Source organism: Streptomyces sp. NPDC051582, from assembly GCF_040681715.1.
Classification (GTDB): Bacteria; Actinomycetota; Actinomycetes; order Streptomycetales; family Streptomycetaceae; genus Streptomyces.
Genome location: NZ_JBFAZJ010000017.1, coordinates 143,054 through 168,397, shown reverse-complemented (window position 1 = coordinate 168,397; position 25,344 = coordinate 143,054). Strand labels below are relative to the sequence as shown.

At 72.3% G+C, this 25,344-nt stretch carries 21 protein-coding genes; 3 read left to right on the top strand and 18 right to left on the bottom strand.

The features are described from left to right. Positions 1–106: 106 nt before the first annotated feature. The 12 genes from AB0M92_RS22850 to AB0M92_RS22795 all read right to left on the bottom strand — a co-directional run bounded on the left by AB0M92_RS22850 (position 107) and on the right by AB0M92_RS22795 (position 15,822). Entirely contained in the window at positions 107–880 is a 774-nt protein-coding gene (locus AB0M92_RS22850; protein WP_366104116.1) for a response regulator transcription factor, read from the bottom strand. A gap of 152 nt (positions 881–1,032) precedes the next feature. Continuing rightward, the gene (tsrT, locus tag AB0M92_RS22845) at positions 1,033–2,754 is read right to left on the bottom strand and encodes a tryptophan 2-C-methyltransferase (RefSeq protein ID WP_366104115.1); all 1,722 of its coding nucleotides are present in this window, start codon (positions 2,752–2,754) and stop codon (positions 1,033–1,035) included. Positions 2,755–2,769: 15 nt separating this feature from the next. Further along, a complete protein-coding gene (locus AB0M92_RS22840; protein WP_366104114.1) occupies positions 2,770–3,981 on the bottom strand; it encodes an acyl-CoA dehydrogenase family protein in 1,212 nt (403 codons plus the stop codon). Between the two features lie 21 nt (positions 3,982–4,002). After that, on the bottom strand, positions 4,003–5,217 hold the full coding sequence (locus tag AB0M92_RS22835; RefSeq protein ID WP_366104113.1) for an acyl-CoA dehydrogenase family protein: 1,215 nt from the start codon (positions 5,215–5,217) through the stop codon (positions 4,003–4,005). Positions 5,218–5,248: 31 nt separating this feature from the next. After that, on the bottom strand, positions 5,249–6,547 hold the full coding sequence (locus AB0M92_RS22830) for an ATP-grasp domain-containing protein (protein ID WP_366104112.1): 1,299 nt from the start codon (positions 6,545–6,547) through the stop codon (positions 5,249–5,251). Beyond that, positions 6,544–7,818: a SidA/IucD/PvdA family monooxygenase gene (locus AB0M92_RS22825; RefSeq protein ID WP_366104111.1), complete on the bottom strand. Its 1,275-nt coding sequence runs from the start codon at positions 7,816–7,818 to the stop codon at positions 6,544–6,546. Before AB0M92_RS22825 ends, AB0M92_RS22830 begins: the two co-directional genes overlap by 4 nt. Further along, a complete protein-coding gene (locus tag AB0M92_RS22820) occupies positions 7,815–9,098 on the bottom strand; it encodes an ATP-grasp domain-containing protein (RefSeq protein ID WP_366104110.1) in 1,284 nt (427 codons plus the stop codon). Before AB0M92_RS22820 ends, AB0M92_RS22825 begins: the two co-directional genes overlap by 4 nt. Further along, positions 9,095–10,390: an MFS transporter gene (locus AB0M92_RS22815; protein WP_366104109.1), complete on the bottom strand. Its 1,296-nt coding sequence runs from the start codon at positions 10,388–10,390 to the stop codon at positions 9,095–9,097. Before AB0M92_RS22815 ends, AB0M92_RS22820 begins: the two co-directional genes overlap by 4 nt. Continuing rightward, positions 10,387–11,454 (bottom strand): FAD-binding oxidoreductase, encoded by a 1,068-nt coding sequence (locus AB0M92_RS22810; protein WP_366104108.1) that lies wholly within the window; start codon positions 11,452–11,454, stop codon positions 10,387–10,389. The genes AB0M92_RS22815 and AB0M92_RS22810 overlap by 4 nt, the downstream gene beginning before the upstream one ends. Further along, complete coding sequence (locus AB0M92_RS22805) at positions 11,451–12,986, bottom strand: class I tRNA ligase family protein (protein WP_366104107.1); 1,536 nt, start codon at positions 12,984–12,986, stop codon at positions 11,451–11,453. Before AB0M92_RS22805 ends, AB0M92_RS22810 begins: the two co-directional genes overlap by 4 nt. After that, complete coding sequence (locus tag AB0M92_RS22800) at positions 12,986–14,269, bottom strand: SidA/IucD/PvdA family monooxygenase (RefSeq protein ID WP_366104106.1); 1,284 nt, start codon at positions 14,267–14,269, stop codon at positions 12,986–12,988. Before AB0M92_RS22800 ends, AB0M92_RS22805 begins: the two co-directional genes overlap by 1 nt. Positions 14,270–14,409: 140 nt before the next feature. After that, complete coding sequence (locus AB0M92_RS22795; RefSeq protein ID WP_366104105.1) at positions 14,410–15,822, bottom strand: MFS transporter; 1,413 nt, start codon at positions 15,820–15,822, stop codon at positions 14,410–14,412. 150 nt (positions 15,823–15,972) lie between these two features. On the opposite strand from AB0M92_RS22795, the gene AB0M92_RS22790 reads away from it, so the two are divergent. Together AB0M92_RS22790 and AB0M92_RS22785 are read left to right on the top strand one after the other, a co-directional pair. Continuing rightward, positions 15,973–16,374, top strand: coding sequence for a DUF1992 domain-containing protein (locus AB0M92_RS22790; protein ID WP_366104104.1), 402 nt, complete (start codon positions 15,973–15,975; stop codon positions 16,372–16,374). 62 nt (positions 16,375–16,436) lie between these two features. Further along, the gene (locus tag AB0M92_RS22785; protein ID WP_366104103.1) at positions 16,437–19,163 is read left to right on the top strand and encodes a SpoIIE family protein phosphatase; all 2,727 of its coding nucleotides are present in this window, start codon (positions 16,437–16,439) and stop codon (positions 19,161–19,163) included. A 36-nt stretch (positions 19,164–19,199) separates the two neighbouring features. On the opposite strand, the gene AB0M92_RS22780 is transcribed toward AB0M92_RS22785, so the two are convergent. The 4 genes from AB0M92_RS22780 to AB0M92_RS22765 all read right to left on the bottom strand — a co-directional run bounded on the left by AB0M92_RS22780 (position 19,200) and on the right by AB0M92_RS22765 (position 22,899). Continuing rightward, positions 19,200–19,904: a M24 family metallopeptidase gene (locus AB0M92_RS22780; RefSeq protein ID WP_366104102.1), complete on the bottom strand. Its 705-nt coding sequence runs from the start codon at positions 19,902–19,904 to the stop codon at positions 19,200–19,202. Further along, complete coding sequence (locus AB0M92_RS22775; RefSeq protein ID WP_366104101.1) at positions 19,891–20,703, bottom strand: class I SAM-dependent methyltransferase; 813 nt, start codon at positions 20,701–20,703, stop codon at positions 19,891–19,893. Before AB0M92_RS22775 ends, AB0M92_RS22780 begins: the two co-directional genes overlap by 14 nt. Positions 20,704–20,858: 155 nt before the next feature. Continuing rightward, on the bottom strand, positions 20,859–21,602 hold the full coding sequence (locus AB0M92_RS22770; protein WP_366104100.1) for a carbonic anhydrase: 744 nt from the start codon (positions 21,600–21,602) through the stop codon (positions 20,859–20,861). 94 nt (positions 21,603–21,696) lie between these two features. After that, complete coding sequence (locus AB0M92_RS22765; protein WP_366104099.1) at positions 21,697–22,899, bottom strand: Gfo/Idh/MocA family oxidoreductase; 1,203 nt, start codon at positions 22,897–22,899, stop codon at positions 21,697–21,699. A 122-nt stretch (positions 22,900–23,021) separates the two neighbouring features. On the opposite strand from AB0M92_RS22765, the gene AB0M92_RS22760 reads away from it, so the two are divergent. Continuing rightward, positions 23,022–23,372: a hypothetical protein gene (locus AB0M92_RS22760; RefSeq protein WP_366104098.1), complete on the top strand. Its 351-nt coding sequence runs from the start codon at positions 23,022–23,024 to the stop codon at positions 23,370–23,372. 94 nt (positions 23,373–23,466) lie between these two features. Here AB0M92_RS22760 and AB0M92_RS22755 read toward each other — a convergent pair whose 3' ends face one another. Beyond that, on the bottom strand, positions 23,467–24,096 hold the full coding sequence (locus AB0M92_RS22755; RefSeq protein WP_366104097.1) for an isochorismatase family protein: 630 nt from the start codon (positions 24,094–24,096) through the stop codon (positions 23,467–23,469). Between the two features lie 123 nt (positions 24,097–24,219). Beyond that, positions 24,220–25,200 carry a helix-turn-helix domain-containing protein gene (locus AB0M92_RS22750; RefSeq protein WP_366104096.1) on the bottom strand — a complete coding sequence of 327 codons (981 nt, stop codon included), beginning with the start codon at positions 25,198–25,200 and terminating at the stop codon, positions 24,220–24,222. Positions 25,201–25,344: the final 144 nt, after the last annotated feature.

Genomic DNA, 25,344 nt, shown 5'->3' with positions numbered 1-25,344 from the left:
TCATTGAATTCCGATTTCCGGTGGAGGGCGACGCCGACCAGGCTAGGAGCAGGCGATTCCCTTTCAACAGGGGAATTGTTCCCGGGTCGAAAGGGAATCTGCCGTATCAGCCCTGCCCCAGACCCGCGTCCCGGGCGAGCACGATCGCCTGGGACCGATCGGCCACGCCGAGTTTTCCGAATATCGCGGAGACGCGGTTGCTGATGGTCTTGGAGGCGAGCACGAGTTCACGGGCGATGGCGGCATTCGACTTGCCCGCGGCGATGCGCTCCAGGACATCCCGCTCCCGGTTGGTCAGCTGGGGGAACGGGTAGCCGTACGGCCCTGTGAGCGCGGTGCCCATCAGCGCCCCGAGCCGGTTGGCGATCGACTTGTCGACGATTCCCTCTCCGGCGGCTACGGCCTGGATGCCGCGCAGGATCTGGTCCGCGTCGGCGAATTTGAACAGGTAGCCGCGAGCGCCGGCCTGGAGGGCCGCGGTGATCACCCGGTCGTCGTCGACCGAGCTGAAGACGAGGATGCCCGTTTCGGGCCATAACCTCAGCACCTCGGATATCACCCGCATCCCGGCGCGCTCGTCCATGAGCGGGTCGACCACGAGGACATCGGGCCGGCAGCGGGAGGTTTCCGCCATCACCTCGTCCGCGGTGGCGGCCTCGCCGACGACGGATATCCCCGCGGACCGCTCCAGCACGGAGCGCACCCCGTGGCGGATCGCCGGCTGCGCGTCGGCGAGCACGACGGTGACGGTGACGGTTTCCAGGGGTCTGGCGACGAGGGCGAGGTCGCCGTCGGGCCGCCGCCCGCCGAACTCCCTTCGCGCCTCACCCTGTGACGAGAGTGGCCAGAGCAGCCCCTTGATGTCTGTTGTCTGATGCATTTCTGCCTTCCCCCCGACTCGATCTTTTACGGTGGCTCAGGGCCGACCGGCCGTTACCAGAATGGTGCACGGGCCAGTCTTACCGCAACGGTCGGGGGGATATCCGTATGGCGCGATAACTATGTCGGCATCGACATTCACATCCGGCCACGTCAGCTTTCCAGGGACTCTGCCATTCCTACCTCTTGTGCCTGGCGGAGAATTGCTTCCCGGTCCCGCCAATGCGCCCAGAACGCTCCTGTGTATCCGAGTCCGCTGAGACTGGTAAGGAACGGATTGTCCGCGTAGTTGTTGTCGTGCTCGCTCATGCCGGCCAGCGTCGGCAGCATGACCCTGTGGTGGTCGGAGGGGTCCACGAGCTCCCAGAGCAGTTCCACGGACCGGCGCCGCAGGCCCGAGGGGTCGTTGACCGTTTCGGCGTCCTCCAGGAGGTCCGGCGAGAAGTAGCAGACCAGGCGGAAGTTTCCCGACGCGTCGAACATGAACTGCCGCTCGTACTCCACCGGGCCCGAGCACCGGGCGAGCGGCTTCAGCACGATCGGCTCCGTGGCGGTGTTCGACTGGAGTCCGGGCACCGTCCGCACCCCGTCGCACTGTTCGGCGATCGCGATGCCGAGCGGGGTGTACGGGAACAGGCGCAGCCCCAGGGAGAACCCGGTGACGGTCGCGTCCAGTGCCATGAACGCCTCGACGCATTCGCGCATGGTCTGCGGCGTCTCGCCCGGCATGCCGAACAGTGCCTCGACCATCGTCATCATGCCGTGGGCGTGACACAGCCGGACCAGGTTCTCGGTGTCGGCGAAGGAGTAGTACGTGGTGCCCTTCTCCGTGACCTTCCAGCCGCGCAGCATGTCCTGGCGCACGTGGTCGGAGCCGACGTTGACCCCGCGGCAGCCCGCGGCCGCGAGCAGGGCGGCGAACTCCTCGTCGAACGGCGAGGGCTGGCAGTAGACCCACAGCCGCAGTGCGTTCAGCGGATTGCCGGGGTCGGCGTGCTTGCGCCGGACGATCTCGCGCAGCAGGTTCTTCGCGTGGTTGACGGAGAGGTTGAACTCGCTGTCGGTGGTGTGCTGGTCGAGGATCCCCTGGGCGGCGAGCGACTGCATCTCGTCGACCACGGCGGCGATGTCGCGCCGGCCGAACCGGGTGCCCTTCGCGTCCGGCTCCACGCAGTGCGAACAGCGGTACGTGCAGCCGTTCTTGGTGAGGATCCCGGCCAGCCCGCCGCGCTGGTAGTACAGCAGGTTGTCCACCTTGTGCGGCGAGCCGGAGCGGCGCCGGTAGGTCCCGGCCCGGTCCACCTGCCACACCCGGTCCTCGAACTGTCCGCCGGCCTGCGGCGGCGCGGCGTGCCGGGGCGCCGGCATCAGCGAGGGCGGCGGTACCCGGGTGACCCCCTCCCCCGTGTTGCGCAGCAGCCCGGCCACGGTGGCCGTGTCGCGGCCCGTGACCAGTGCGTCGGCGAGATCGCAGATGATCTGTTCGCCGGGGCCCTTGACGCCGAAATCGATCCCGAAGTAGTCGACGAGCGCGAACGGCATCGAGGAGAAGCCGATGCCGCCGCCGACGATCGGCGCGTCCGTCAGCCGCCTGATCTCGGTGATGATCTCCTTGTGCTCCCCGATGAAGGGGCGCTGCTCGAAGGCGTAGACCGTGTCCGTGTTGCGTATGGTGACGCCCACGAGCAAGGGGCTGCGCGCCGCGAAGTACTCGCAGAGGTACGACTTCCAGTCCTCCCGGTGAAACGTCAGGTCGACCACTTCGACGTCGAAGTCGGCGGCCTCCAACGAGGTCGTGAGCACGTCGAGCGCGTAGGGTGCGATCGGCGGGTGGACCTTGTTGGGATTGACCAATAACACGAGACCTCTGCCCATCGGTTTCTTCTCCCCTTACTTGACGATGCCGAGGCAGATGCCGAATTCGGGCTTCGAGCCGAGCAGGTAGGCGCCGGCCGACTGGAGAATGCGGTCCTGCGCGGTGGCGTGCTGGCACATCGTGATGGTGTCGCGCATCCAGCGGTCCATCGGCGAGGACTGGTGGATCGACCAGGTCTGGAGGAGGTCGAAGAGCCGGCTGACGATCGACCGCGACGTGCGGAAGGCGTGCACCCAGGCGAGCGGCGACGCGGCGCGCTCCTCGGGGGTGAGGTCGTCCAGGGTGCCCCCGGCGGCCAGCACGTCCCACTGGCGCCGCTGGCTCCCGTACACCCCGTTGCGGGTGGCGAGGAAGTCCGCCTCGCACTCGGCGAGCGTGACCTGGGTGCGGAAGTGGTCCTTCCACGCCACCCCGGTCATCCGGTCGACCCGGGTCCGGGCGATCTCCCGCGCGTGGTCCAGGGCGGCCCGGGCCACCCCGAGCGCCACCCCGCACATGCTGCGCGTGAACGCGTCCGGCTGGGCGAGCGGGCCGGGCCGGCCCCGTACCTTCCCGAAGCTGTACGTGTGCTCCTCCGGCACGAAGACGCCGTCCATCGTGTAGTCGCAGCTGCCGGTGCCGCGCATCCCCATGGTGTGCCAGTTGTCGATGACCTCCACCTGGTTCCGGGGCACCAGGAACTGCTTCGACTCGTGCGGGTTGCTGCCGTCCGGGCTCGCGTACGGTTCGCCGTCCTCGTAGACGAACGCACCCGAGGTCACCCAGTCGCAGTGGGTGATGCCGCTGCCGAACGACCAGCGGCCGGAGAGCCGGAACCCGCCGGGCACCCGCTCGGCGCGGCCCGTCGGCTGCAGCAGCCCCGCCATGATCGTGTCCGGGGTCGGGAAGACCTCCTTGGCCACCCTCTCGTCGAGGAAGGCGCTGAAGATGCCCGAACTCGCGCCCATCACCGCGCACCAGGCCGCCGAGGCGTCCCCGTGCGCCAGGGTCTCGACGACCTCCGTCTGCTCCATCGTCGTCAGGGCCGGGCCGCCCAGCTCGCGGCCGAAGGCCATCCGGAACACCCCGGCGTCGCGCAGCAGGTCCACCACGTCCGCCGGCAGCCGCCGCGCCTCCTCGATCCGCGCCGAGTGCTCCCGCAGCAGCGGCGCCAGCTCCTTCGCGCGGGCGAGGAGCTGCGCCGCGGTGCCGGGCACCTCGGCCCCCGGGTTCCGGGTCATGGTCATGTGATCGCCCTCCGTTTGGATCTACTTGACGATGCCGAGGCTCATCCGGAACTTGGGCGGCCGGCCCAGCAGGTAGGCGCCGCCGGATTCGAGGATCAGATCCGAGGCGGCGACGTGCTGGCACATGGTCGCGGTGTCGCGCATCCAGCGGTCCATCGGCGAGGACCGGTTGATCGACCAGGCCTGGAGCAGGTCGTAGAGGCGGTTCACGATCGCCCGCGAGCTGCGGAAGGCGTGCACCCAGGCGAGCGAGGACGCGGCCCGCTCGGTGGCGGTGAGGTCGTCCAGGGTGCCGCCACCCGCCAGTACGTCCCAGTGCCGCTGCGAACTGCTGTGGACGCCGCTGCGGGCGGCGTTGAACTCCGCCTCGCACTCGGCGAGGGTGACCTGCACGCGGAAGGTGTCCGCCCACACCGTGCCGGTCATCTTGTCCACCCGGGTGAGCGCGGTCTCCCGGGCGTGGTCCAGGGCGGCCCTGGCCACCCCGAGCGGCACCGCGCACAGACTGCGCATGAACGAGTCGGGCTGGGCGATCGGGGTGTCGGTCCGGCCGCGCACCTTGTAGAAGGTGTACGTGTGCTCCTCGGGCACGAACACGTCGGTGATCGTGTAGTCGCTGCTCCCGCTGCCGCACAGGCCGGTGGTGTCCCAGTTGCCCACGACCTCGACCTCGTGGGCCGGCACCAGGAACTGGCGCGAGGCGTGCGCGTTGCTGCCGTCCGGGCTCGCCCAGGGCTTGCCGTCCTGGTAGATGAACGCGCCCGACGTCACCCAGTCGGCGTGGGTGATCCCGCTCCCGAACGACCACCGGCCGGTCAGCCGGAACCCGCCGGGCACCCGCTCGGCGCGTCCGGCAGGCGCGATCAGCCCGGCGGTGACCATGTCCAGGCGCGGGAACACCTCCTTGACCACGGCGGGGTCCAGGAAGTTGCTGATCGCCCCGGTCATCGCGCCGATCGCCGCGCACCAGCCGGCCGAGGCGTCCCCGTGGGCCAGGGTCTCCACGACCTCGGCCTGCTGCACCGACGTCAGCTCGGGACCGCCCCATTCGGGCCCGAAGCACATCCGGAACACTCCGGTGTCGCGCAGCATGTCCACGACGTCCGGCGGGAGTTGCCGGGCCTCTTCGATCTCCGCCGACCGCTCCCGCAGCCGCGGGGCCAGTGCCTTGGCCCGCTCCAGGATCTCGCCCGCGGTCATGGGCGTCGCGGTGCCCGGATTCCGGGTCGTGCTCATGCGTTCCCCCTCAAGTGGTGGTGAGTGCGGGTCATTCGTCCACGTCGAGCAGCCCGGCCGGCATCGCGAACGGCGCGGCCGGATCCGGCGGCCCGATCGGCTCCGCGTCCAGCTCGACGAGCGCGGCCGCCGCGTCGAGCCGTTCCAGGCAGGTCCGGGTGTCCTCGGCCTCGCACACCACGAAGGAGTGGCGGGCCAGGTAGCCGCCCGGGGGCAGCCGCAGGGTGGTGCCGGGCTCGGCCATCGGCGCCGCGGCGACCAGGCCGGGCGCCTGGGCCGGCACGGTGACCGAGCGCAGCAGGCAGTCCTGCTCCGGGTAGCCGAAGCGGATGCCGGCGACGGCCCGCCGGGTGGGGCGGGTGTCCGGCCGCTGCCCGGTGGCCACGTCGAACAGCACCTCGCCGGGCTCGATCCCGGTGGCGGCCCGGCCGAGGAAGGGGATCAGGTCCCCGCCGAGCCGGCCGTTGATCTCGATGATCAGCGGGCCCCGGTCGGTCAGCCGCACCTCGCTGTGGGTGATGCCGTCCTCGATGCCGAGCACCCGGTGCGCCCGGGCCAGGGTGCGCATCAGTTCGGGTTCCGCGAGCAGCGGGTCGGCGGCGTCGACGAGATGTCCGACCTCCTCGAAGTACGGCTGGTCGCTGCTGTGTTTGCGGGCGACGAACAGCGGGAGGTACTCGCCCTTGTGGACCGCGCCGTCGATACTGACCTCCGGTCCGGGCGCGTACCCCTCGACGAGGGCGCTCGCCCGGTAGGGACCGGGGTCGACCTCGCTCGCGGCCAGCGCGATCCGGAACGCCGAGTCCAGCTCGGCCTCGTCGGCCGCGAACACGACGCCGATGCTGGCGCCCATCGCCCGCGGCTTGATCACGACCGGGTAGCCGATCCGCCCGGCCGCCGCCCGGGCCCGCTCGACGGTGGTGGTGAGCTCGAACGCCGGCTGGTACAGGCCGGCCGCGGTGAGCGCGGCGCGGGTGAGTTCCTTGTCGCGGCAGCCGCGTACGCCGGGCACGGACAGCCCCGGCACTGCGAACTCGGCGGCGAGCAGACCTGCGTCCAGGACCAGCGGCTCGTCCCAGCACATCAGGCCGACGACGCGGCGGCGCGCGGCCACCTCGCGGGCCGCCGCGCCCATCGCCTCGGAGTCGAAGACGTTGGCGACGACGATCTCGTCGAAGTACGCCTGCTGCCAGGTGGGGTGGAGGTTGTTGATCAGCACCATGTCGAGGCCGGCCGCGAGGGCGCGGCGGCGGATCGGGGCGACGAGGTACTCGCGGTACACCTTGAGCCCGCTGCCGATGACCAGCAGGGTTCCCCGGTCGGCGGTCATCGGGTGCTCTCCCGGGCGCGCCGGGCGAGCAGGTCGGTGAGGATGTCGTGCGAGCGGTTCGCGAGGACGCTGATGAGGGAGTCGGCGATGCCGTGGGTCTCCTCGTTGACGCCCTGGAGGTAGACGGCCCCCCGGGCCGATTCGCCGAGTTCGACCCGGTGGGCCCGGCTGACCTCGACCTCGTCGATCCCGACCCGGGCCGCCAGCTCCCGTACGAGTGCCGGTTTGCGGGGGTCGTAGCCGGTGCCGAGGAGGACGAGGTCGCAGCGCAGCGGCTCGGTCTTGCCGCTGAGGCGGTCCCGCAGGTCGAGTACGACGTCCCCGTCCTCGATCCGGGCGCCGATCACCTCGGTCATGGCCCGGACCTCGGACCGCCGGGGTCCGAGCGCCTTCTGCCGGTAGAGCATCGTGTACAGCTCGTCGAGGAACGGCGGCGCCAGGCCCGCGTAGTTCGTCAGCCGCATCTCGTCGAGGACCTGGGCCCGGACCTCCGCGGGGCTGTCGTAGAACTCGTCCACGAAGGACGGGAAGAACAGCTCGTTCACGAACTTGCTCGTCTGGTAGTTCTGCAGCCCGATCGACCGCACCAGCATCGTCACCCGGCTCTGCGGGAGGTTCTCGTGCAGCGCGTAGAACATCTCGGCCGCGCTCTGCGCCCCGCCGACCACCACCGCCCGCACCGGTTCGTCCTTGGGGATCTCCCCGATCCGGGTCCGGTACTGGGCGCTGTGGATCAGCCGGTCGGCCGGCAGGCCGGCGAAGACCTCCGGGACGCGCGGGTCGCGGCCGCCGCCGACCACCAGGTCCCGGCAGCGGATCTCGTCCCCGTCGGTCAGCACCACGCTCCACCCGGACACCGAGCCGTCGGCGGCCAGTACGGGGTCCACCCGCGCGGCCCGGGCCCCGTACTGGATCCGCACCCGCTTCAGCGAGGTGGCGACCCACTGGAGGTAGTCGGAGAACTCCCACCGGTACGGGTGGAAGGTGCCCAGGTTCACGAACTCGTCCAACCGCCCCTGCTCGTGGAGGAAGTTGAGGAACGTGAACCTGCTGGACGGATTGCGCAGCGTCACCAGGTCCTTCAGGAAGGACACCTGGCTGCGCGCCCAGGGCATCAGCAGGTCCCGCTGCCACTTGACGTCCGGACTCTGCTCCAACAAGAGGGTTCCGTCCGCCAATTCGGCCGAACCCGACTCCTCTATGGCCACCGCGAGCGCCAGATTCGCCGGACCCGCGCCGATGGCCAGTACACCGACCTCCCGTACCGTCACGCTTCCTCCTCGATGTCGATCCGGACTGTGGCCGCGGCGGCCTCGGCCCGCCGCAGCGCCTCGGCCGAGCTGTCCGCGGTGGCCATGACGATCCCCGCGCGGTCCCAGGAGTGGCGCAGCCCCGCGAACCGGTCCCCCGGCTCGGCGGTGACCGCCACCAGGAACACCCCGTCGGCCCGGCGGGCCTCCTCGACCCCGTGCACGGCCGCGACCCGGCCGGGTCCCGCGGCCAGGAACCGTACGGCCGCTCCGCCCTTGGCCCGCCGGGGCAGTTCGGCGGGCGGTTCCTCGCCCTTCAGCACCGCGTAGTAGCTGCGCATGAGCTCGACCGGGTAGGCGAGCTCGATCGTGTCGACGATGCCGCCGCCGGCGAGCCGGCCCGCGCATTCCACGAGGTACGGGACACCGTCCGAGACGATCCACTCGCAGTGCACGATCCCGTCGCGGAAGCCGACGGCCGCCACCACGCGGGCCGTCTGCGCTTCGAGCGTCCGCGCGAGCCCCTCCGGGATGTCGGCCGGCACGATGTGCGCCATCTCCACCGGGTGGGGTCCGGGGAAGAGCTGTTTTCCGGTGACGTTGGCGAACAGCGGGCGGCCGGCGCGCACCAGCATCTCCACGCTGAACTCCGGCCCGTCGACGTAGCGTTCGGCGAGCATGGACAGCTCCATGGGCCGGTCCGGCACGAAGATCCCCTCGTCCTGGACGAGGCAGTCGGCCCAGGCCCGCTCGACCTCGGCCGGGTCGTGGATCACCCGGGTGCCCACGGCGGCCTGCCGGTTGGCGGGTTTGAGCACGACGGGCCCGTCCTGGCCTCGCAGGAACTCCCGTACCTCGGCCGGGCCGTTCACCCGGACGCTCGCCGGATTGGCGATCCCCGCCGCCGCGCTGACCTGTCGCAGCAGCGCCTTGTCGCGCAGGATCTGCGCGGCCCCGAGACCGGCGCCCGGCAGCCCGTAGCGCTCCGCCAGGCGCGCGGCGAACGGGGTCGCGTATTCGATCGCGGGGACGACCGCGACGGGAGCGAGATCGGGGTGGGCGTTGTGGAACTCGTCGGCCTTGCCCGCCAGGTGGTACTCCCACTCGATCAGGCCGCGGACGAACGCCACCCCGTCGAGCTGCTCGTGCACGTGCCGCTTGCGCACGACGTCGGGCTCCTCGATGTAGACGACCGAGTCGTCCGCCTGGAACTCCCCGATCGCGGCGAGCGTGACGCCGACGAACCCCACGATCAGCACCGGCCCGGTGTCCGGCCCCGCCTGTGGCCGCCGCGCGCTCATGAGGCCCCTCCGACGACCTCGGGTTCGTCCTCGGTCCGCGGGTCCGCGCCCTTGGCCGGGGGTGGTTCGGGCGGCTGTCGCACACCCGCCAGGGCGAGGAGTCCGGCAACGGCGGTCACGATCCCGCACAGCAGCCAGAACCCGCCGCCGAGCCGGGTCCACAGGAAGACGCCGAACAGCGGCGCGAGGGCCGAGGCCGCCCCGCCGACGGCCTGGCCGGCGCCGATGTAGCGGGCCTTGACCGACGCGGGGAAGGTAGCCGGGTGGGCGAACATGCTCGGGGCGGCGATCATGATCCCGCAGACCACCAGGACTGCGCCTGCGATGGTGAACGCCCCGGACCGCGAGGACAGCCCGTAGACGGCGAGGCCGAGGGCCTCCACCAAGTGGCCGCTGATCACCCGGACGTGCTTGGGCAGCCTGCTGAGGTAGGCCGTGATCTTGAGTTCGCAGGTGATCAGCACGACCGAGGACACCGTGAGCACGGTGCTGTAGAAGCTGGTCGGGTAGTCGTCCTCGGCGAGTTCCAGCGGCAGGGCGATGTGGCCCTGTGCGTAGGTGAGCGAGCCGAGCAGGATCGCGCCCAGGTAGAGCAGGTACTTCCGGTCGCCGAGCATCACGGCGTACGCGGAACGGCCGTCGGCCGCGGCCGGCGCCGGCGCGGCGGCTTCGGCCTCCGCCGACGCCTTCGCCCGCGGGGCCTGCCTGGGGAGCAGGGCGAAGGCCAGCAGCGCGTAGACCAGCGCGGTCCCGCCGTCGATCCAGAACAACAGGTCCCAGTCGATCAGGATGACGACCGCGGCGATCAGCGGGGCGACGGCGGCGCCGATGTTCAGCGCGATCCGCATCATCGAGAACGCCATCACCTGGTACCGCTCCGGCATCAGATCGCTGAGCAGTACGGCGGCCGCCGGGCGGTACGCCTGGGTGAACAGCCCGGCGAGCCCGACCACGACCAGCAGCGGCCACAGCGTCCCCGGCCCGCTCAGCCAGGAGATCGAGCCCACCAGCGGGGCCGAGGCCGCCATGGCCGTCATGATCGTGGCCCGCGGGCCGAACCGGTGGGTGATCTCGGCGCCCAGCATCGTTCCGAAGATCGAACCGATGCTGTACGCGACGAGCGCCAGGCCGGCCGCGCTGACCGACGCGCCGCGGAAGGTCAGGTACAGCACGAGGAACGTCTGGACGAACGCGCCGAGTTGGTTGACCAGCACGCCGCCGAGCAGATAGCGGACCGGTGTAGGAGTCGCCTTCAGCGCATCGAACACCCGGACCGGTGCTTCGTCCGTCATACCGCCCCTTCCCTGAAATCCCTCAAGACGTCGACGATGTGGTCCGCGACGAGCGGAGCCGAAGCGAATCCGGAGCCGCCGCACGCCGCCCGCGCCCAGACGGCGGGTCCCACGCGGGTGAGCCGCGGGCCGCCGGTCCGCGCGTCGGCCGCGTAGTGGCAGGTCTTCACGGCGGCCACGGTGTAGCGGTGCAACCCGGTCAGCGGCGCCGCCGAGGCCAGCAGGTCGGCCCAGGACGCCTGGTCCTCGGCGTCGCCGTCGGCGGTGGTGTCCACCGCGCGGCAGACCGCGTCGGAGCTGATCTTCAAGAGCGTGCCGTCCCCGGGCGGAACCGCCCAGCCCCGGCCGTCCGGACCGAGGTTCCCGGCCGCCGGCGCCCGCTCCCACCACCCCGCGGTCTCCGGCGGCGGGTGCAGGTAGACCATGGTCTGGCGGTGCAGTACGACCGGCTCCTGCCCGACGAGGTCCCGGCTCCACGGCCCGGCCGCGACCAGGACGAGGTCGGCGCCCAGCCACTGCCCGCCCGACAGCTGCACCTTGCCGGAGTCCGCGTCCACCTCGGTCACCGCGCCGTACGGGCGCAAGGTCACCGCCGGATGCCCGCCGAGCCACCGGGCCGCGGCCTCCAGGGCCCGCTGCGCGAGCAGCACCCCGGCGTCCGCCTCCAGTGCGCCGGCCGAATCCGGCGGGAACTCCAGGTGCGGAAACGCCCGCGGTTCCACCGTCCGTACGCAGACCCCCGCCCCGGCGGCCGCCGCGGCCAGCGCGGGGAGGCGTTGGCGCGGCCAGGCGGTGACGACCCCGACCGGACGGAGCAAGCGGGCTCCGAGCAGGGTTTCCAGGTCCCGCCAGCGGCGGTGGGCCGTGGTCATCCGCCGGGTGGCGTCCGGGTCGTCCGGGCTGAAGGTGCGGACGACCCGGTGCTGGTCGTACGAGCTGGACCGCGGGTTGGGGATCGGCCCCCTGTCCAGTACGGTCACGCGGTGGCCGGCCAGCGCGCACCGCACCGCGGTCAGCAGCCCGGTGACCCCGGCTCCCACGACCAGGACCGTGGCCGCGCTCACCGCGCCTGCTCCGCCAGGCGCGGCAGCCGTACGGGGGTGAACTCCGTGGCGTGCGGCGCGGCGGGGACGGCGCGCTCCGGGAGCGCGGCCTCGGCCAGGTCGATCAGGAGCGGCGCGGCGCAGCGCAGGAACAGGTCGACCTCGTGGGCGAAGTCCCCGGCGTCGGCCGGTCCCGGCTCCCACCGGTCCAACCGGGCCAGTTGCTCGGTCAGGGTGAAGGCGGCCGCGGTCAGGTTGAACCGGCGGACGTCGTAGGCGGCGGCGAAACGCTCCAGGAGGCGGGCTGCGGCTTCCCGCGACCGCTCGGTCACCGGCAGCGGGCCCCGGCCGGCCCAGCGGTCGATCTTGTCGGCGACGCGGTTCCACGGCTGCACGAGCCGTTCGCCGGTCACCCGGGCCAGGGCCTGGCGGGTGAAGTTGGTGCGCTGGAAGTCCGGGCTGGTCGCGGCGAGGTAGTAGCGGATGAGGTCCCGGGGCACTTCACCGGCCAGTTCCCGTCCCGATACGACATGGCCGCGGCTGGTGGAGAACTTGTCGTGGTCGAGCTCGTAGAACTCGTTGGTGACGAAGTGCTCGGGCAGGACGTAGCCGCCCAGCGCCTCCAGCATGGCCGCGCCGACGACCGCGAACGCGAAGCCGGCGTCGGAGCCGAAGAAGTACACCACCTTGTTGCCGGTCTCGGCGAACCACAGCTCGTCCTCGCCGGCCGGCACTTCACCTCGCCGCTCGGCGGCGAGGGCGGTGCAGTGCATGCTCCACGCGATGGTCTCGGCGTCCGCGTAGATCACCTGCCCGGCGACCTCGGGGAAGGGGGCGGGGATGCCCCAGGCGATGGGGAGGGTCACGGGATAGTCCGGCAGCGGCCGGGCGAGGATCTCCTCGATCATCTGTGCCAGGCGCGGGCGCATCGTCGCGCTCTGCCGCGCGAAGTAGGCGACGAGCGCCTCGCGGTGGTCTTCGAGCGGGAGCACCAGCACCTGCTGCTCGCGCAGTTCGACCGGGTCCTGCGGGTGCAGGGTGGAGCGCGGTTCGATCAGGTCCCCCGACGCGATCCAGTGGCCGCAGTTCTCACAGAGCCCGGCGCACCCGTCGGCGAGGCAGACCGGGCAGCCGCCGCGCACGTACGCGTCGGTGAGGAACTCGCCGGTGCGCGGCGAGTAGGGGAACTTGAGCCCCTGCAGCCGGAGTTTGCCGCTGCCGTGCAGGCGCTCGAAGAAGCTCCGGACGGCCTTGACGTACCGGTCGCCGAAGCGGACGAACCCGTCGGGGACGATGCCCATGGCCGTCAATGTTTCCTCCACCTGCCCGGCCGAGCGGACGCGCAGGTCCTCCGGCGGCACGCCCAGCCTGCGGGCGGTGGTGACGATGTAGTTCTGCGTGAAGTGCACGCCCGTGCCGAACAGCACGTCGTGTCCGGCGGCGCGGGCGTACCGCGCGCAGACGTCGGCGGCGAGGAACGGGCCGGCCAGGTGGCCGAGGTGCAGATCGCCGTTCGCGGTCGGGCCGGGGGCGATGACCAGTGTCCGCTCCATCAGGCGCTCCTGGGTTCGGTGCCGCCGGCGCGGCGGGCCAGCAGGTCGGTGAGGATGTCTTGGGAGCGGTGGGCGAGGACGCTGATGAGGGAGTCGGCGATGCCGTGGGTCTCCTCGTTGACGCCCTGGAGGTAGACCGCGCCCCAGGCCGATTCGCCGAGCTCGACCCGGTGGGCCCGGCTGACCTCGACCTCGTCGATCCCGACCCGGGCCGCCAGCGCCCGTACGAGCGCGGGCTTGCGGGGGTCGTAGCCGGTGCCCAGCAGGACGAGGTCGCAGCGCAGCGGCTCGGTCTTGCCGCTGAGGCGGTCCCGCAGGTCCAGGACCACTTCCCCGTCCTCGATCCGGGCACCGACCACCTCGGTCATGGCCCGCACCTCGGACCGCCGGGGTCCGAGCGCCTTCTGCCGGTAGAGCATCGTGTACAGCTCGTCGAGGAACGGCGGCGCCAGGCCCGCGTAATTCGTGAAGCGCATTTCGTCCAGCAGTCCGGCCCTGACTTCCGCCGGACTGTCGTAGAACTCGTCCACGAAGGACGGGAAGAACAACTCGTTGACGAATTTGCTGGTCTGGTAGGTCTGGAGCCCGATCGACCGCACCAGCATCGTCACCCGGCTCTGCGGGAGGTTCTCGTGCAGCGCGTAGAACATCTCGGCCGCGCTCTGCGCCCCGCCGACCACCACCGCGCGCACCGGCTCGTCCCGCGCAATGCCCGCGATCCGCGTCCGGTACTGCCCGCTGTGAATCAGACGGTCGTCCGGAAGGGCGGAGAACACTTCCGGGACGCGCGGGTCGCGGCCGCCCCCGACCACCAGGTCCCGGCAGCGGATCTCGTCCCCGTCGGTCAGCACCACGCTCCACCCGGACACCGAGCCGTCCGCCCCGCACACCGGGTCGACCTGCGCCGCCCGCGCGCCGTAGCGGATCTCCACCCGCTCCAGGGACTTCGCGACCCACTGCAGGTAGTCCGAGAACTCCCACCGGAAGGGGTGGAAGGTGCCCAGGTTCACGAACTCGTCCAAGCGGCCCTGCTCGTGCAGGAAGTTGAGGAACGTGAACCTGCTCGACGGATTCCGCAACGTGACCAGGTCCTTGAGGAAGGACACCTGGCTGCGCGCCCAGGGCATCAGCAGATCGCGCTGCCATTTGACGTCCGGACTCTGCTCCAACAAGAGGGTTCCGTCCGCCAATTCGGCCGAACCCGACTCCTCTATGGCCACTGCGAGCGCCAAATTCGCCGGCCCGGCACCGATCGCCAGAACACCGACCTCCCGAACAGCCACACTTCCCCCTCGAAGCCAGTGATCCCAGTCGCGGACAGGCAGTAGCGAGGCTAGATTTCTGCCGTTCCCGAGAGATAGGGGAACTTGTCCCGTCGAGCGGGGAATCTGGGCGGGGAAGGGCTGAGCGGGAACGCCGGGGGTCAGGAGACCGGCGCCGTGCCGCTCCCCGTCGCGGCGCGGGATGCGGCCGGCGCGGTGCCCGCGGCCTCCGCGCAGCGCAGCGCGTCCAACCGGCGCAGCGCGAAATGGCGTTGGGCGACGGACACGCCCGCCACGGCCGCCCCGAGCACCAGCCAGCCCGCCGGCCCGGCCACCATCACCGCGCCGGTCAGCAGCATCGGTCCGGCCGACTTCTGGATGGACTGGGACATGCCCGCCACCCCCAGGTACGAGGCCCTCGCCTCCCGGGGTGCGAGGGAGACGGCCAGCTCCCAGGAGCTCACCGAGCGCAGCAGCTCCGCGGCCGTGACCAGCACGGCGGCGGCCAGCAGGGTGATCGAGGCGGCCCAGGCCCCGCGTTCGGGGGTGAGGGCCAGGAGCACGCAGCAGCCGAGCAGCGTCAGCCCGTACAGCCGGGCCGCCCCGGCGGCTTGGCGCGGCCGTCCGACCCTCGCGGACACGGTCAGCTGAAGGACCACGACGAGCACGGTGTTGATGATGAGGAAGGCCGGCACCACGGCGTGCGGCGCGTCGGTGTGCTCGATCAGCCACAGCGGCAGCCCGACGCCCAGGATCGAGTCGTCCAGGCAGAGCGGGACGTCCAGCAGGACGAACCGGAGGTAACCGCGGTCCCGCCACGGATTCGCGACGGCGGGCCGGCCCGGTTCCCCCGCGCCCCCCGCCTCCGCGGGCTGCGCGGCCTGCGCGGCCTGCGCGGCCTGCGCGACCGCCTCCCGCTCCCCGCTCCCGTGCTCGTGCGGCTGCTCCGCGGTGCGCCAGACCAGCGCCGCGGCCAGCACGAACGACAGCGCGTTGCCCAGGATCAGCGCCTGGTACGCCTCGCGCGTGCCCACGGCCAGGCCGATGGCGGCCAGTCCCGCGCCGAGCGCGTACCCGGCGTTCGCCACGCTGCGCGACAGCGCCTGGTAGGTGCCGCGCTGCTCGCCCGCCGCCCGCGTGGCGAAGAGCATCTCCAGCATCTTGGCCGCCCGGTCGCCGAGCGAGGTGACGGCGACCACGAGCAGCAGCACGTCGAACCGGGTGAACACGAGCAGTGCACCGGTCGCGGCGAGGCGCAGCAGGTGGCAGCCGATCAGCAGCGTACGGGCGGGGAAGCGGGCGGCCAGGTGGCCGGCCAGCGGCGAACCGGCGATGCCCGCCACACCGGCCGCACCCAGCAGCAGGCCCAGCTGTCGGCCGTCGAGGCCGGCGACGAAGGTGAAGAAGAGGACGCAGGACGCGCCCCACACCCCGGTCCCGGTGCGGTCGAGCAGTTGGGCGAAGAGCATGATGCGGGCGTCGCGCCCGCCGGGCGGACGCCGCAACCCGGCCAGCAGCCCGCCCCCTGCGCTCCCGCCGTCGCCGTGCTTCCCCGCCCCGCGCCGCCAGATCATTCCCGGTCCTCCCCGTCCCCCGCCGAAATATCTCGACATCGAGATACTTCGAGGCAGCCTGCCGGACATCAATCTTGACGTCAAGATAAATTTGCCGCCGGCGCCGCCCGCCCCGGCGATAGGCTGAACGGACGGACGAGAGGAGCAGTCGTGACCGACCGCAAGCCTCCGGGCGTCGACTTCGAGTCGTGGGTGGACCGGCAGATACGGGAGGCCGCCGAGCGCGGCGAGTTCGAGCGGCTCCCGGGCTACGGCAAGCCCCTGGCCTCGATCGACACTCCGTACGACGAGCTGTGGTGGATCAGGGACAAGATGCACCGCGAGGGATTCGCCGCCCTGCCGCCCGCGCTCGCCCTGCGCAAGGAGGCCGAGGACGCCCTGGAGGCGGTCCACGCGGCCCCCTCGGAGCGCCGGGCGCGGGCCGTCCTCACCGAGATCAACGAGAAGATCCGCGCGGCCCTGCGCCGTCCACCGCCCGGCCCGCCCCTGCGCCTCACCGAGTTCGACGTGGACGCCGTCCTCAGGGCCTGGCGGGAGGGCCGGACGGGCTGATGGCGCGCCCGGACGCGGCGGGTCGCGGCTCTCCCGGCCGCAGACCACCGACAGTGCTACAAATGGTTCGTGACCCATCCTTGCAACCCGTGCCGGGGACGTCGGTGCGGTCACTGATCACGAAGCGCCCGCGCAGCGTCGCCCGACAGGTATTCGTCCTTCAGGTGGCGGTCGTGGTGCTGCTCGCCGCCGGAGCGGTACTGGCCCTCGTACTCCAGTCCCGGCACGACGTGGACCGGGAGGCCCGGACACGCTCGGTGGCCGTCGCCCAGACCTTCGCCCACTCGCTCGGACTGCGCCAGGCGCTCCTCTCCCCCGATCCCTCCAAGATCCTCCAGCCGCTCACCGAGGTGACGCGCAAGGATGCCGGAGTGGACTTCATCGTCGTGATGAACGACCAGGGGATCCGCTACACCCATCCGCTCCCCGACCGGATCGGCAAACAGTTCGTGGGCACCATCGCGCCTTCACTGGCGGGCCAGGTGTACACCGAAAGCGTGAAGGGGCCCCTCGGCCAGGAGATCCAGGCCGTGGTCCCCGTGTTCGCCGACCCCTACAAGGACGGCGGACCGGTCGTGGGACTGGTGTCGGCGGGCCTCACGGTGAAGAACGTCACCGGTGTGTTCCAGCGGCAGCTGCCCCTCATCCTCGGCACCAGCGCGGCCGGCCTCGCCCTCGCCACCGCCGGCGCGGCGCTGATCAGCCGGCGTCTGCGCCGCCAGACCCGCGGGCTCGGGCCGGCCGAGATGACGCGCATGTACGAACACCACGACGCGGTGCTGCACTCCGTGCGCGAGGGGGTGCTGATCACCGACGGCGGCGGCCGGCTCCTCCTCGCAAACGACGAGGCGAAACGTCTTCTCAGGCTCCCGCCCGACGCCGAGGGCCAGCACATCCGGGAGCTGTCGGGGCTCGACCCGCAGATGGCCGACCTCCTGCTGTCCGGCCGGGAGACCACCGACGAGGTGCACGAGGCCGGGGACCGGCTGCTCGTCGTCAACCAGCGCGCCACCCGCCCCCGCGGCCGGCCCGAGGGCACGGCCGTCACCATCCGCGACTCCACCGAGATGCAGGTGCTCAGCACCCGCGCCGAAGCGGCCCGCAAACGGCTCCGGCTGCTGTACGACGCGGGGGTCGGCGTCGGCACCACCCTGGACGTGGAGCAGACGGCCCAGGAGCTCGCGGACGTCGCCGTACCGCGCTTCGCGGACTACGTCACCGTCGACCTGGCGGAACAGGTACTCCTCGGCGACGAGCCCACCGCCGTCAAGGCCGACCTGCGCCGCACCGGGGTCAGCGGCATCCGGGACGACGTCCCGCTCTACCCGCGCGGCCGGCTGATCGACTTCGTGTCCTCCACTCCGCAGGCGCGCGGGCTCAACAGCGGGCGCGCCGAGATGGTGGGCGACCTGGCCGACGCGCCGGGATGGCACGCCCAGGACCCGCCCCGGGCCCGGGCCATCGTCGAGTTCGGCGTCCACTCCCTGATCACCGCGCCGCTCAAGGCCCGCGGCGTAGTCCTCGGCCTGGTCAACTTCTGGCGCTCGGAGAAGGAGCCCTTCGACGAGGAGGACCTGACACTGGCGGAGGAGCTCGTCGCCCGCGCCGGGGTCAGCATCGACAACGCGCGCCGCTACACGCGCGAGCACGCCCTGGCCGTGACCCTCCAGCGCAGCCTGCTGCCGCGCGATCTGCCCGAGCAGAGCGCGGTGGAGGTCGCGCACTACTACCTGCCCGCGCAGTCGGGGGTGGGCGGCGACTGGTTCGACGTGATCCCGCTCCCGGGTGCCCGCGTGGCCCTCGTCGTGGGGGACGTCGTGGGACACGGTCTGCACGCCGCCGCGGCCATGGGCCGGCTGCGTACGGCCGTACTGAACTTCTCGTCCCTGGACCTGCCTCCCGACGAGCTGCTCGCCCGCCTCGACGACCTCGTCCAGTACATCGACCAGAGCGTGGCGGGCGGCGACGGCGCCGAGGGCGGCCTGATCGGCGCGACCTGCCTGTACGCCGTGTACGACGCGGTGACCCAGCGCTGCACGGTGGCGCGGGCGGGTCACATGCCGCCGGCCGTCGTCCGCCCGGACGGCACGGTGGAGATCCCGGAGCTGCCCGCGGGCGCCCCGCTGGGACTCGGCGGGTTCCCGTTCGAGTCGGCCGAGCTGGACCTGAGCGAGGGCACCCAGCTGGTGCTCTACACCGACGGGCTGATCGAGGACCGCGCCCGCGACATCGACGAGGGGCTCGTACTGCTCCGCTCGGCCCTGGCGCACGCGGACCGCAGCCCGCAGGACACCTGCCGGGAGGTCCTGGCGGAGCTGCTGCCGGTGCGCCCGCGCGACGACGTGGCCCTGCTGGTCGCCCGGACGTCGGCGCTGCCGGCCGACCGCATCGCCGAGTGGGAGGTTCCGTTCGAGCCGAGCGCGGTCGCGACCATGCGGGCCCTCGCCATGGAGAAGCTGGAGGAGTGGGGCCTGGCGGAGCTCACCTTCGGTACCGAGCTGGTGCTGAGCGAGCTCATCACGAACGCGATCCGGCACGGCTCCGCGCCGGTGCGCGTACGGCTCCTCCACGACCGGGTGCTGACCTGCGAGGTCTTCGACGGCAGCAGCAGCTCGCCGCGGCTGCACTACGCCAAGACCACGGACGAGGGGGGCCGCGGGCTCTTCCTGGTGGCGCAGCTCAGCCGGCGCTGGGGCGCGCGGTACACGCCGGAGGGCAAGGTCATCTGGTCGGAGCAGCCGCTGCCGGGCCCGGAGGAAGCCGACCCGGAGGAAACCGGCCCGGCGTGAGCCGGCCGGCCCCCCGGCGAGGCCCCCGGCGAGGCCTCAGGCGAGGTCCAGCAACTGCTCGTGGAATCCTCCGAAACCGTGCGGTTCGTCGACCAGGTGGATCTCCAGGATCCAGTGGCAGCGCCAGCCGGCCCGGTCGGTCCGGCGCAGCGGGGTGTCGTTGTCCGGCGTGATGTACGACTCCTCCCGGGCACCGTCGATCGTCTCGTGCGGGAACTCCCCCACGAGGTGCCCGGCGTGCCACCCGCCCAGCGTCCAGCCCGCCTCGGCGGCCAGCCGTTCCACCTGCGCGTACAACTGCTTGCCGGTGATGTGCGGGTCGGCGCGGAAGGCGGCGCGGCCGGCGTCGAACACCGTGGCCAGGTCGCCGCGCAGCCGGTGCTTGACGGGGTCGTCCCCGAAGACGAAGGTGCGGCCGAAGTCCGCCTCGTACTCCTCGAAGATCGGGCCGAAGTCGGCGAACGCGATGTCGTCCTCGCCGATGACCCGGTCCGGCGGGTTCTCCTTGTACGGGAACAGGGTGTTCGGGCCGGAGCGGACGATCCTCTTGTGCCAGTGCTTCGTGGTCCCGAACATCTCGTTGGCGAGGTCCCGGATCCGGTCGCTCACCTCCCGCTCGGCCGCGCCGGGCGCCACCAGCCCCCGCGCCCCGATCTCGGCGAACAGGGCCTCGGCCTTGCGCTGCGCCTCGACCAGACCCAGGACGCGCAGTTGTTCGTCCATGCGGTCAGGTACCTCCATCGTGGTGCTCCTCTGTCAGGTGCTCGGGTATCGCGCGCACGATGACGAGCGACCCCTCGTAGAACGGCCGGCTGCGCAGGTGGCCGAAGCGCTCGTCCCACGCCCCGGAGTCCAGGTCCTCGCGCAGCCGGGTGGTGAACCGCTCGCGCACGCCGTCGTCGACGAAGCTCCAGGCGGAGCAGGCCTGCCGGGCCGCGGGGTCGAGCAGCATTTCGGGGCGCCCGTAGTAGGCCTCGTTGAACCCGTCGGTGCAGTCCAGCGGGATCGGTACGGTCCGCACCGTGCCGGCGCCGCCGAGGGCCGCGGCCATCTTCTCCAGCGGCGGGTGCCGGCGGGCCTCGATGTCGAGGACCTCGGGCGCGTACGCGTACAGCCAGAAGTCCCGCACCCGGCCGGGATCGCAGGTCAGCACGACCGCCGGGCCTCGGGTCACCCGGCGCATCTCGCGCAGGCCCGCCTCCACGTCGTTCCACTGGTGCACGCTGAACAGGGTCATCGCGGCGTCGAACTCCCCGTCCTCGAACGGCAGGTCCTCCGCGACGGCGTCCACCGCCCGGGGCAGGGCCGCCGAGCGCCGGTCCCGCATCGACCGGGACGGTTCGACGGGGGTCACGGCGGTGGCCGCGGACTCGTACGATCCGGCCCCGGCGCCGATGTTGACCACGGTGCGGGCCCCTTCGAGCGCGTCGGCGATGAACCGGGCGATGCGGGGGTCGGGCCGCCGGAAGTGCGCGGGGCCGGCGGCGATCGTGCCGGGGCCGGCCTCGCCGGCGCTGCCGTCCCAGCTGCGTACATCCATGGGTCCCTACCTCGCCTCGTGAGCAGGAGTCGGAGCGTTGCCGCCCGGGCGGTGGCTCTCCCCATGATGCATCTGCAAGGTCACCTGCGTAAATCACTTGGCAGATGCCTGGCAAAACAAACAAGATGCCCGCACATGCGGACCTGGAGATCCGCTCAGCGGATCCGGTGCACGCGCTGGCTGGTGAGTTCGTACCGTGCTCCGACCACGGCCAGCTTCCCGGTGGCGATCCGGGCGGCGAGATCGGGTTCCGCCGCCAGCCGGGAGCGGACCAGCCGGACGTTCTGGGTGACCGCGGCGTCGACGCGGGCGTCCCTGCCGAGCGAACGGTCGACGGCCGGACGGATCTGCTCCGCCAGGTAGCGCAGGTGGCCGGGCAGCTGCTCCAGCCCCTCCGCGGCGCGGACCGCGGCGGTCACCGCCCCGCAGGACTGGTGCCCGAGGACCACCACCAGCGGAATGGCCAGCTCGACGACCCCGAACGCGATGCTTCCGAGCACCGCGTCGTCCAGCACCTCACCGGCCGACCGTACGGTCATCAGATCGCCGAGCCCCTGGTCGAAGACCAGCTCCGGCGGGACGCGGGAGTCCACGCAGCCGAGGATGACGGCGAACGGGTGCTGTCCCCCGACCAGCGCCTGCCGTACGGTCCGCGTGGCGTCGGGATGCCGCTCGTGGAAGGTCCGCCAGCGGGCGTTGCCGGCCGACAGCTCGCGCAGCGCCGCCTCGGGCGTGCCGGGCCGCGGACCGTGCAGGCCCGTACGGGAGACGGCGCCGGTGGAGCCGCCGCCGGCCGCCAGGCCCGCACCCAGGGCCACGGCCGCGGTGAGGGCGCCCCGTACCAGGCGGCGCCGCCCGGGAGTCCCGTCGGCCCGGTGATGCTCGGCAAGGACGCTCATGCGGGCCCAAGCTAGGCCCCGCGGGGCCGGGGAGCCGGAGGCGGGCCCGCCCTTGGGGAACTCTTGGGCAAACGCGCGGCCGGTGGGTGGCCGTTCAGCCGCCGCCTCGCGACCCGGCCTGGCCCCGGTCGAAGTACGCGGCGAGGCCCGGTTCGAGCGGCGGCACCCGCCGGGGCGCGCCGCCGCCGCGCAGGGACTCCGTCGCCAGGCAGCCCACCGCGACCGCCATCCGGGCGGCGACCGGCGAGGTGTCCGTCGCTCCCCCGTGCCGTACGAAGCGCAGGAACTCGTCGATGAGCAGCGGGTCGGCGCCGCCGTGCCCGCCCGCGGCGTCCGCGTCGGGGACGGTGTGGGTGGTGTCCGGCTCGGCCCGGTATCCGGAGCGGCGGGCGTTCCAGACCCGGACCTCGGCGCCCGGACCGTCGCCGAAGTTCTCCAGGCGGCCGGCGTCGCCGATGACGGTGTAGTTGCGCCAGTAGTCGGGGGTGAAATGGCATTGCTGGTAGGCGGCGAGCACCCCGCCCGCGAGGCGCAGGTTGAGCAGCGAGACGTCCTCGACGTCGATGACGGGGTTGAGGCCGCGCTGGGTGTGCGGGGGCCAGTGGCCGTCCTCGGTGTACCAGTCCTCCGTCTTGGGCTCGCCGGGGGCCCGCCGGTGCGGGTTCTCCCCGTAGACCATCAGGTCGCCCATCGCCTGGACGTCCTCGGTGTAGGAGCCGGCCAGCCAGTGCAGTACGTCGATGTCGTGCGCGGCCTTCTGGAGCAGCAGGCCGGTGGTGTGGCGCCGCTCGGCGTGCCAGTCCTTGAAGTACCAGTCGCCTCCGTAGCCGACGAAGTGCCGGACCCAGACCGTCCGCACCCGGCCGATGGCACCGGCCCCGATCAGCTCGCGCATCATCCGTACGACGGGCATGTGGCGCATGTTGTGCCCGACGTACAGGCGGGTGCCCGTGGCGCGGGCGGTGCGCAGGATCGCGTCGCAACCGTCGACGGTGATGGCGAGCGGTTTCTCTACGAAGGCGGGCTTGCGGGCGAGGAGCGTCCGGCAGGCCAGCTCGGCGTGGGTGTGGTCGGGGGTCAGGACGAGGACGGCGTCGATGTCCGGATCCTCGATGACGGCCGCGGGATCGGCGGTGGTGCGCGCGCCCTCGAAGGCCGCGGCGGCGTCCGCCCTGGCCCGCGGATCGGGATCCGCGACGGCGGTGACGGCCGCGCCGCGGCCGGGCCGGTGTGCGGTGCGGGCGATGCTGCCGCGCAGCCCGTATCCGAGGACGCCGATGCGAAGGTCGGTGGTCATGGCCGAGTCCCTTCCCGGCGCACCCGCGTTCATCCGCCCGGCCGAGCACCGGATGCCGCCCGTGCCGGGCCGGGGCAGTCTGTGGGCAAGGCAGTCACCACCGCACAGACGAGGACCGCGCCATGTCCCACAGCCGGCGTATCGGCGTCATCACCGCGGCCGCAGCACTGCTGCTGACCGCCACCGCCTGCTCGGGCCTGGGCCGGAGCACCGTCGGCATGCTGACGTTCCGCGGCCACGACTCGCCGGTGGAGCTGAGCTACTCGAACACCTCGGTGAAGGGGTGCCACAGGATCTCCCTCCCGAAGGGGGCCACCCACGTGGAGAACAACACCCTCGTCGACGTCGTGCTGTACCGGACGCTCGACTGCAGCACGCCCTTGGGCAACGACGGCGTCTACGTCGCCACCACGCTCTCGAACGTCACGGCCCCGGTCAGCCTCCCGTGGCGCAGCTTCAGCGTCATCCACTGACGGCGGTCCGCGTACGGCGGGCCGGCACCCCGGAGGGGTCCCGGACCGTCGGTCCGGGACCGACGGTCCGGGACCCCTTCCTCGTTCCTGGGCGTCAGACCGGGAGGGAGTCGACCGTGGGGGCCACCGGGCCGAAGAGGTCGGCGATCGTGGTGAGGCTCGCCGCCCGGAGGGTGGCGGCCGGGACCGGGGTGCCGTCGGGCGCCGTGAGCGCACGCGTCGCGGTGGCCTCGGCGACGACGGTCGGGCGGTAGCCCAGGTTGAAGGCGCCCTGGGCGGTGAACGTGACGCACATGTGGGTCATGAAGCCGGCGATGACCAGGTCCGGGCCGGCGCCCAGCTGCTGAAGGGTCTTCTCCAGCTCGGTGGCGTGGAAGGCGTTCGGGACCTGCTTGACCACGACCGGCTCCCCGTCCAGCGGCGCGACCTCGGCGCTGATGGCGCCGGTCTCGGCCCGGATGTCGTACGGGGTGCCCTCGCCGCCGTCGTTGACGACGTGGATGACGGGGGCCGAGGCGGCCCGGGCCGCGGCCAGCAGCCGGGCGCCGGCAGCCAGGGCCTCCTCGGCGCCCTCCAGGGCCATCACGCCGGAGCGGTAGGTGTTCTGGAAGTCGATCATGATCAGGGTGGACTCGGCCAGCCGGGGCAGCGTGCCGGGCAGACCGAACACCTCGCGCAGAGTGGTGGAGGGGGTGGAGGGGGTGGAGGGGGTGGATGCAGACATGTCGGATCGTCCTTCTCTCGGGAAACGGGCACGGCGAAGCCGCGGCTCGGCGCGCGATCGCGCCGGGCGGTCAAGGGTGGGAACGGTGGGTGGGTGGGTGGTGAGCGTCGGCCGGCGTGAAGGTCAGTGGGCCGTGCGGAAACGGCGGCGGTAGGCGGCCGGGGTCGTGGCGATCTGCTTGCGGAAGGCCCTGTGCAGGGTCTCCACCGAGCCCAGGCCCGCCGCCGCGGCGACCTGTTCCAACGGCTGGTCGGTGGTCTCCAGCAGCCGCCGGGCGGCTTCCACCCGTACGGCCTCCACGTAGGCGGCGGGGCTGGTGCCCAGCTCCTTGCGGAACGTACGGGCGAAATGGCGCTCGCTCAGGCTCATCCGCGCCGCGAGCGCCGCCGCCGACAGGTCCGCGCCGAGGTTCTCGGTGATGTGGGCGCGCAGGGCGTCGATGTCCCGGCGGGAGGCCGCCGGGCGGCTGAGCGGCACGCTGAACTGGCTCTGGCCGCCCTGCCGCTTGAGGTACATGACCAGTTGCCGGGCCACCGCGAGGGCCAGTTCCTCGCCGTGGTCCTCGGCCACCAGGGCCAGCGTCAGGTCCATGCAGGCGCTGATCCCGGCCCCGGTCCACACCCGGCCCGACCGGACGAAGATCGGGTCCGGATCGACCTCGACCCGCGGGTGCTCGGCCGACAGCTGGCCGGCCGTGGACCAGTGGGTGGTGGCCCGGCGCCCGTCCAGCAGGCCGGCGGCCGCCAGCAGGTGGGCGCCGACGCACACCGAGGCCACGCGCGCGGCGTGCGGGGCGGTGGCGCCGATCCAGCGCACCACCTCCTCGTCGACCCGCGCGACCGGACCCTCCTCGGTCATCTCGACGGCGCCGGGCACCACGAGGGTGTCCACGGCGGCCCCGACCTCGTCGAAGGAGAGGTCGGTGACCAGCCGGACGCCGGCCGAGGTGGTGACCTGGCCGCCGTCCGGACCCGCCAGGCGCACGTCGTACAGCCGGCGCCCGGCCGCCCGGCCGGCGAGGGCGAAGACCTCGGCGGGGCCGGTGACGTCGAGCAGGTCGACATCGGGGAAGACCGCGATCACGACGCGGTGGGGCGTGGACATGTGTCCATCCTGGCCGGGCGGACAGGCGGCCGCAATGACGGTTGTCTGTCAGATCCGGACACCCGGCGGCCGAACCCCGACTGGAGCATGCCCCGTACGGCGCGGATGATGGAGGCACGAGGTCCGGGGGGCCCACGACGCCGG

Coding starts and splice junctions, on each gene's coding strand:
- AB0M92_RS22755 (WP_366104097.1), bottom strand. CDS start 24,096: ATGTCTGCATCCACCCCCTCCACCCCCTCCACCCCCTCCACCACTCTG.
- AB0M92_RS22830 (WP_366104112.1), bottom strand. CDS start 6,547: ATGACCGCCGACCGGGGAACCCTGCTGGTCATCGGCAGCGGGCTCAAG.
- AB0M92_RS22835 (WP_366104113.1), bottom strand. CDS start 5,217: ATGAGCACGACCCGGAATCCGGGCACCGCGACGCCCATGACCGCGGGC.
- AB0M92_RS22770 (WP_366104100.1), bottom strand. CDS start 21,602: ATGAGCGTCCTTGCCGAGCATCACCGGGCCGACGGGACTCCCGGGCGG.
- AB0M92_RS22785 (WP_366104103.1), top strand. CDS start 16,437: ATGGTTCGTGACCCATCCTTGCAACCCGTGCCGGGGACGTCGGTGCGG.
- AB0M92_RS22820 (WP_366104110.1), bottom strand. CDS start 9,098: ATGAGCGCGCGGCGGCCACAGGCGGGGCCGGACACCGGGCCGGTGCTG.
- AB0M92_RS22850 (WP_366104116.1), bottom strand. CDS start 880: ATGCATCAGACAACAGACATCAAGGGGCTGCTCTGGCCACTCTCGTCA.
- AB0M92_RS22750 (WP_366104096.1), bottom strand. CDS start 25,200: ATGTCCACGCCCCACCGCGTCGTGATCGCGGTCTTCCCCGATGTCGAC.
- AB0M92_RS22775 (WP_366104101.1), bottom strand. CDS start 20,703: ATGGATGTACGCAGCTGGGACGGCAGCGCCGGCGAGGCCGGCCCCGGC.
- AB0M92_RS22815 (WP_366104109.1), bottom strand. CDS start 10,390: ATGACGGACGAAGCACCGGTCCGGGTGTTCGATGCGCTGAAGGCGACT.
- AB0M92_RS22840 (WP_366104114.1), bottom strand. CDS start 3,981: ATGACCATGACCCGGAACCCGGGGGCCGAGGTGCCCGGCACCGCGGCG.
- AB0M92_RS22795 (WP_366104105.1), bottom strand. CDS start 15,822: ATGATCTGGCGGCGCGGGGCGGGGAAGCACGGCGACGGCGGGAGCGCA.
- AB0M92_RS22765 (WP_366104099.1), bottom strand. CDS start 22,899: ATGACCACCGACCTTCGCATCGGCGTCCTCGGATACGGGCTGCGCGGC.
- AB0M92_RS22805 (WP_366104107.1), bottom strand. CDS start 12,986: ATGGAGCGGACACTGGTCATCGCCCCCGGCCCGACCGCGAACGGCGAT.
- AB0M92_RS22760 (WP_366104098.1), top strand. CDS start 23,022: ATGTCCCACAGCCGGCGTATCGGCGTCATCACCGCGGCCGCAGCACTG.
- AB0M92_RS22780 (WP_366104102.1), bottom strand. CDS start 19,904: ATGGAGGTACCTGACCGCATGGACGAACAACTGCGCGTCCTGGGTCTG.
- tsrT (WP_366104115.1), bottom strand. CDS start 2,754: ATGGGCAGAGGTCTCGTGTTATTGGTCAATCCCAACAAGGTCCACCCG.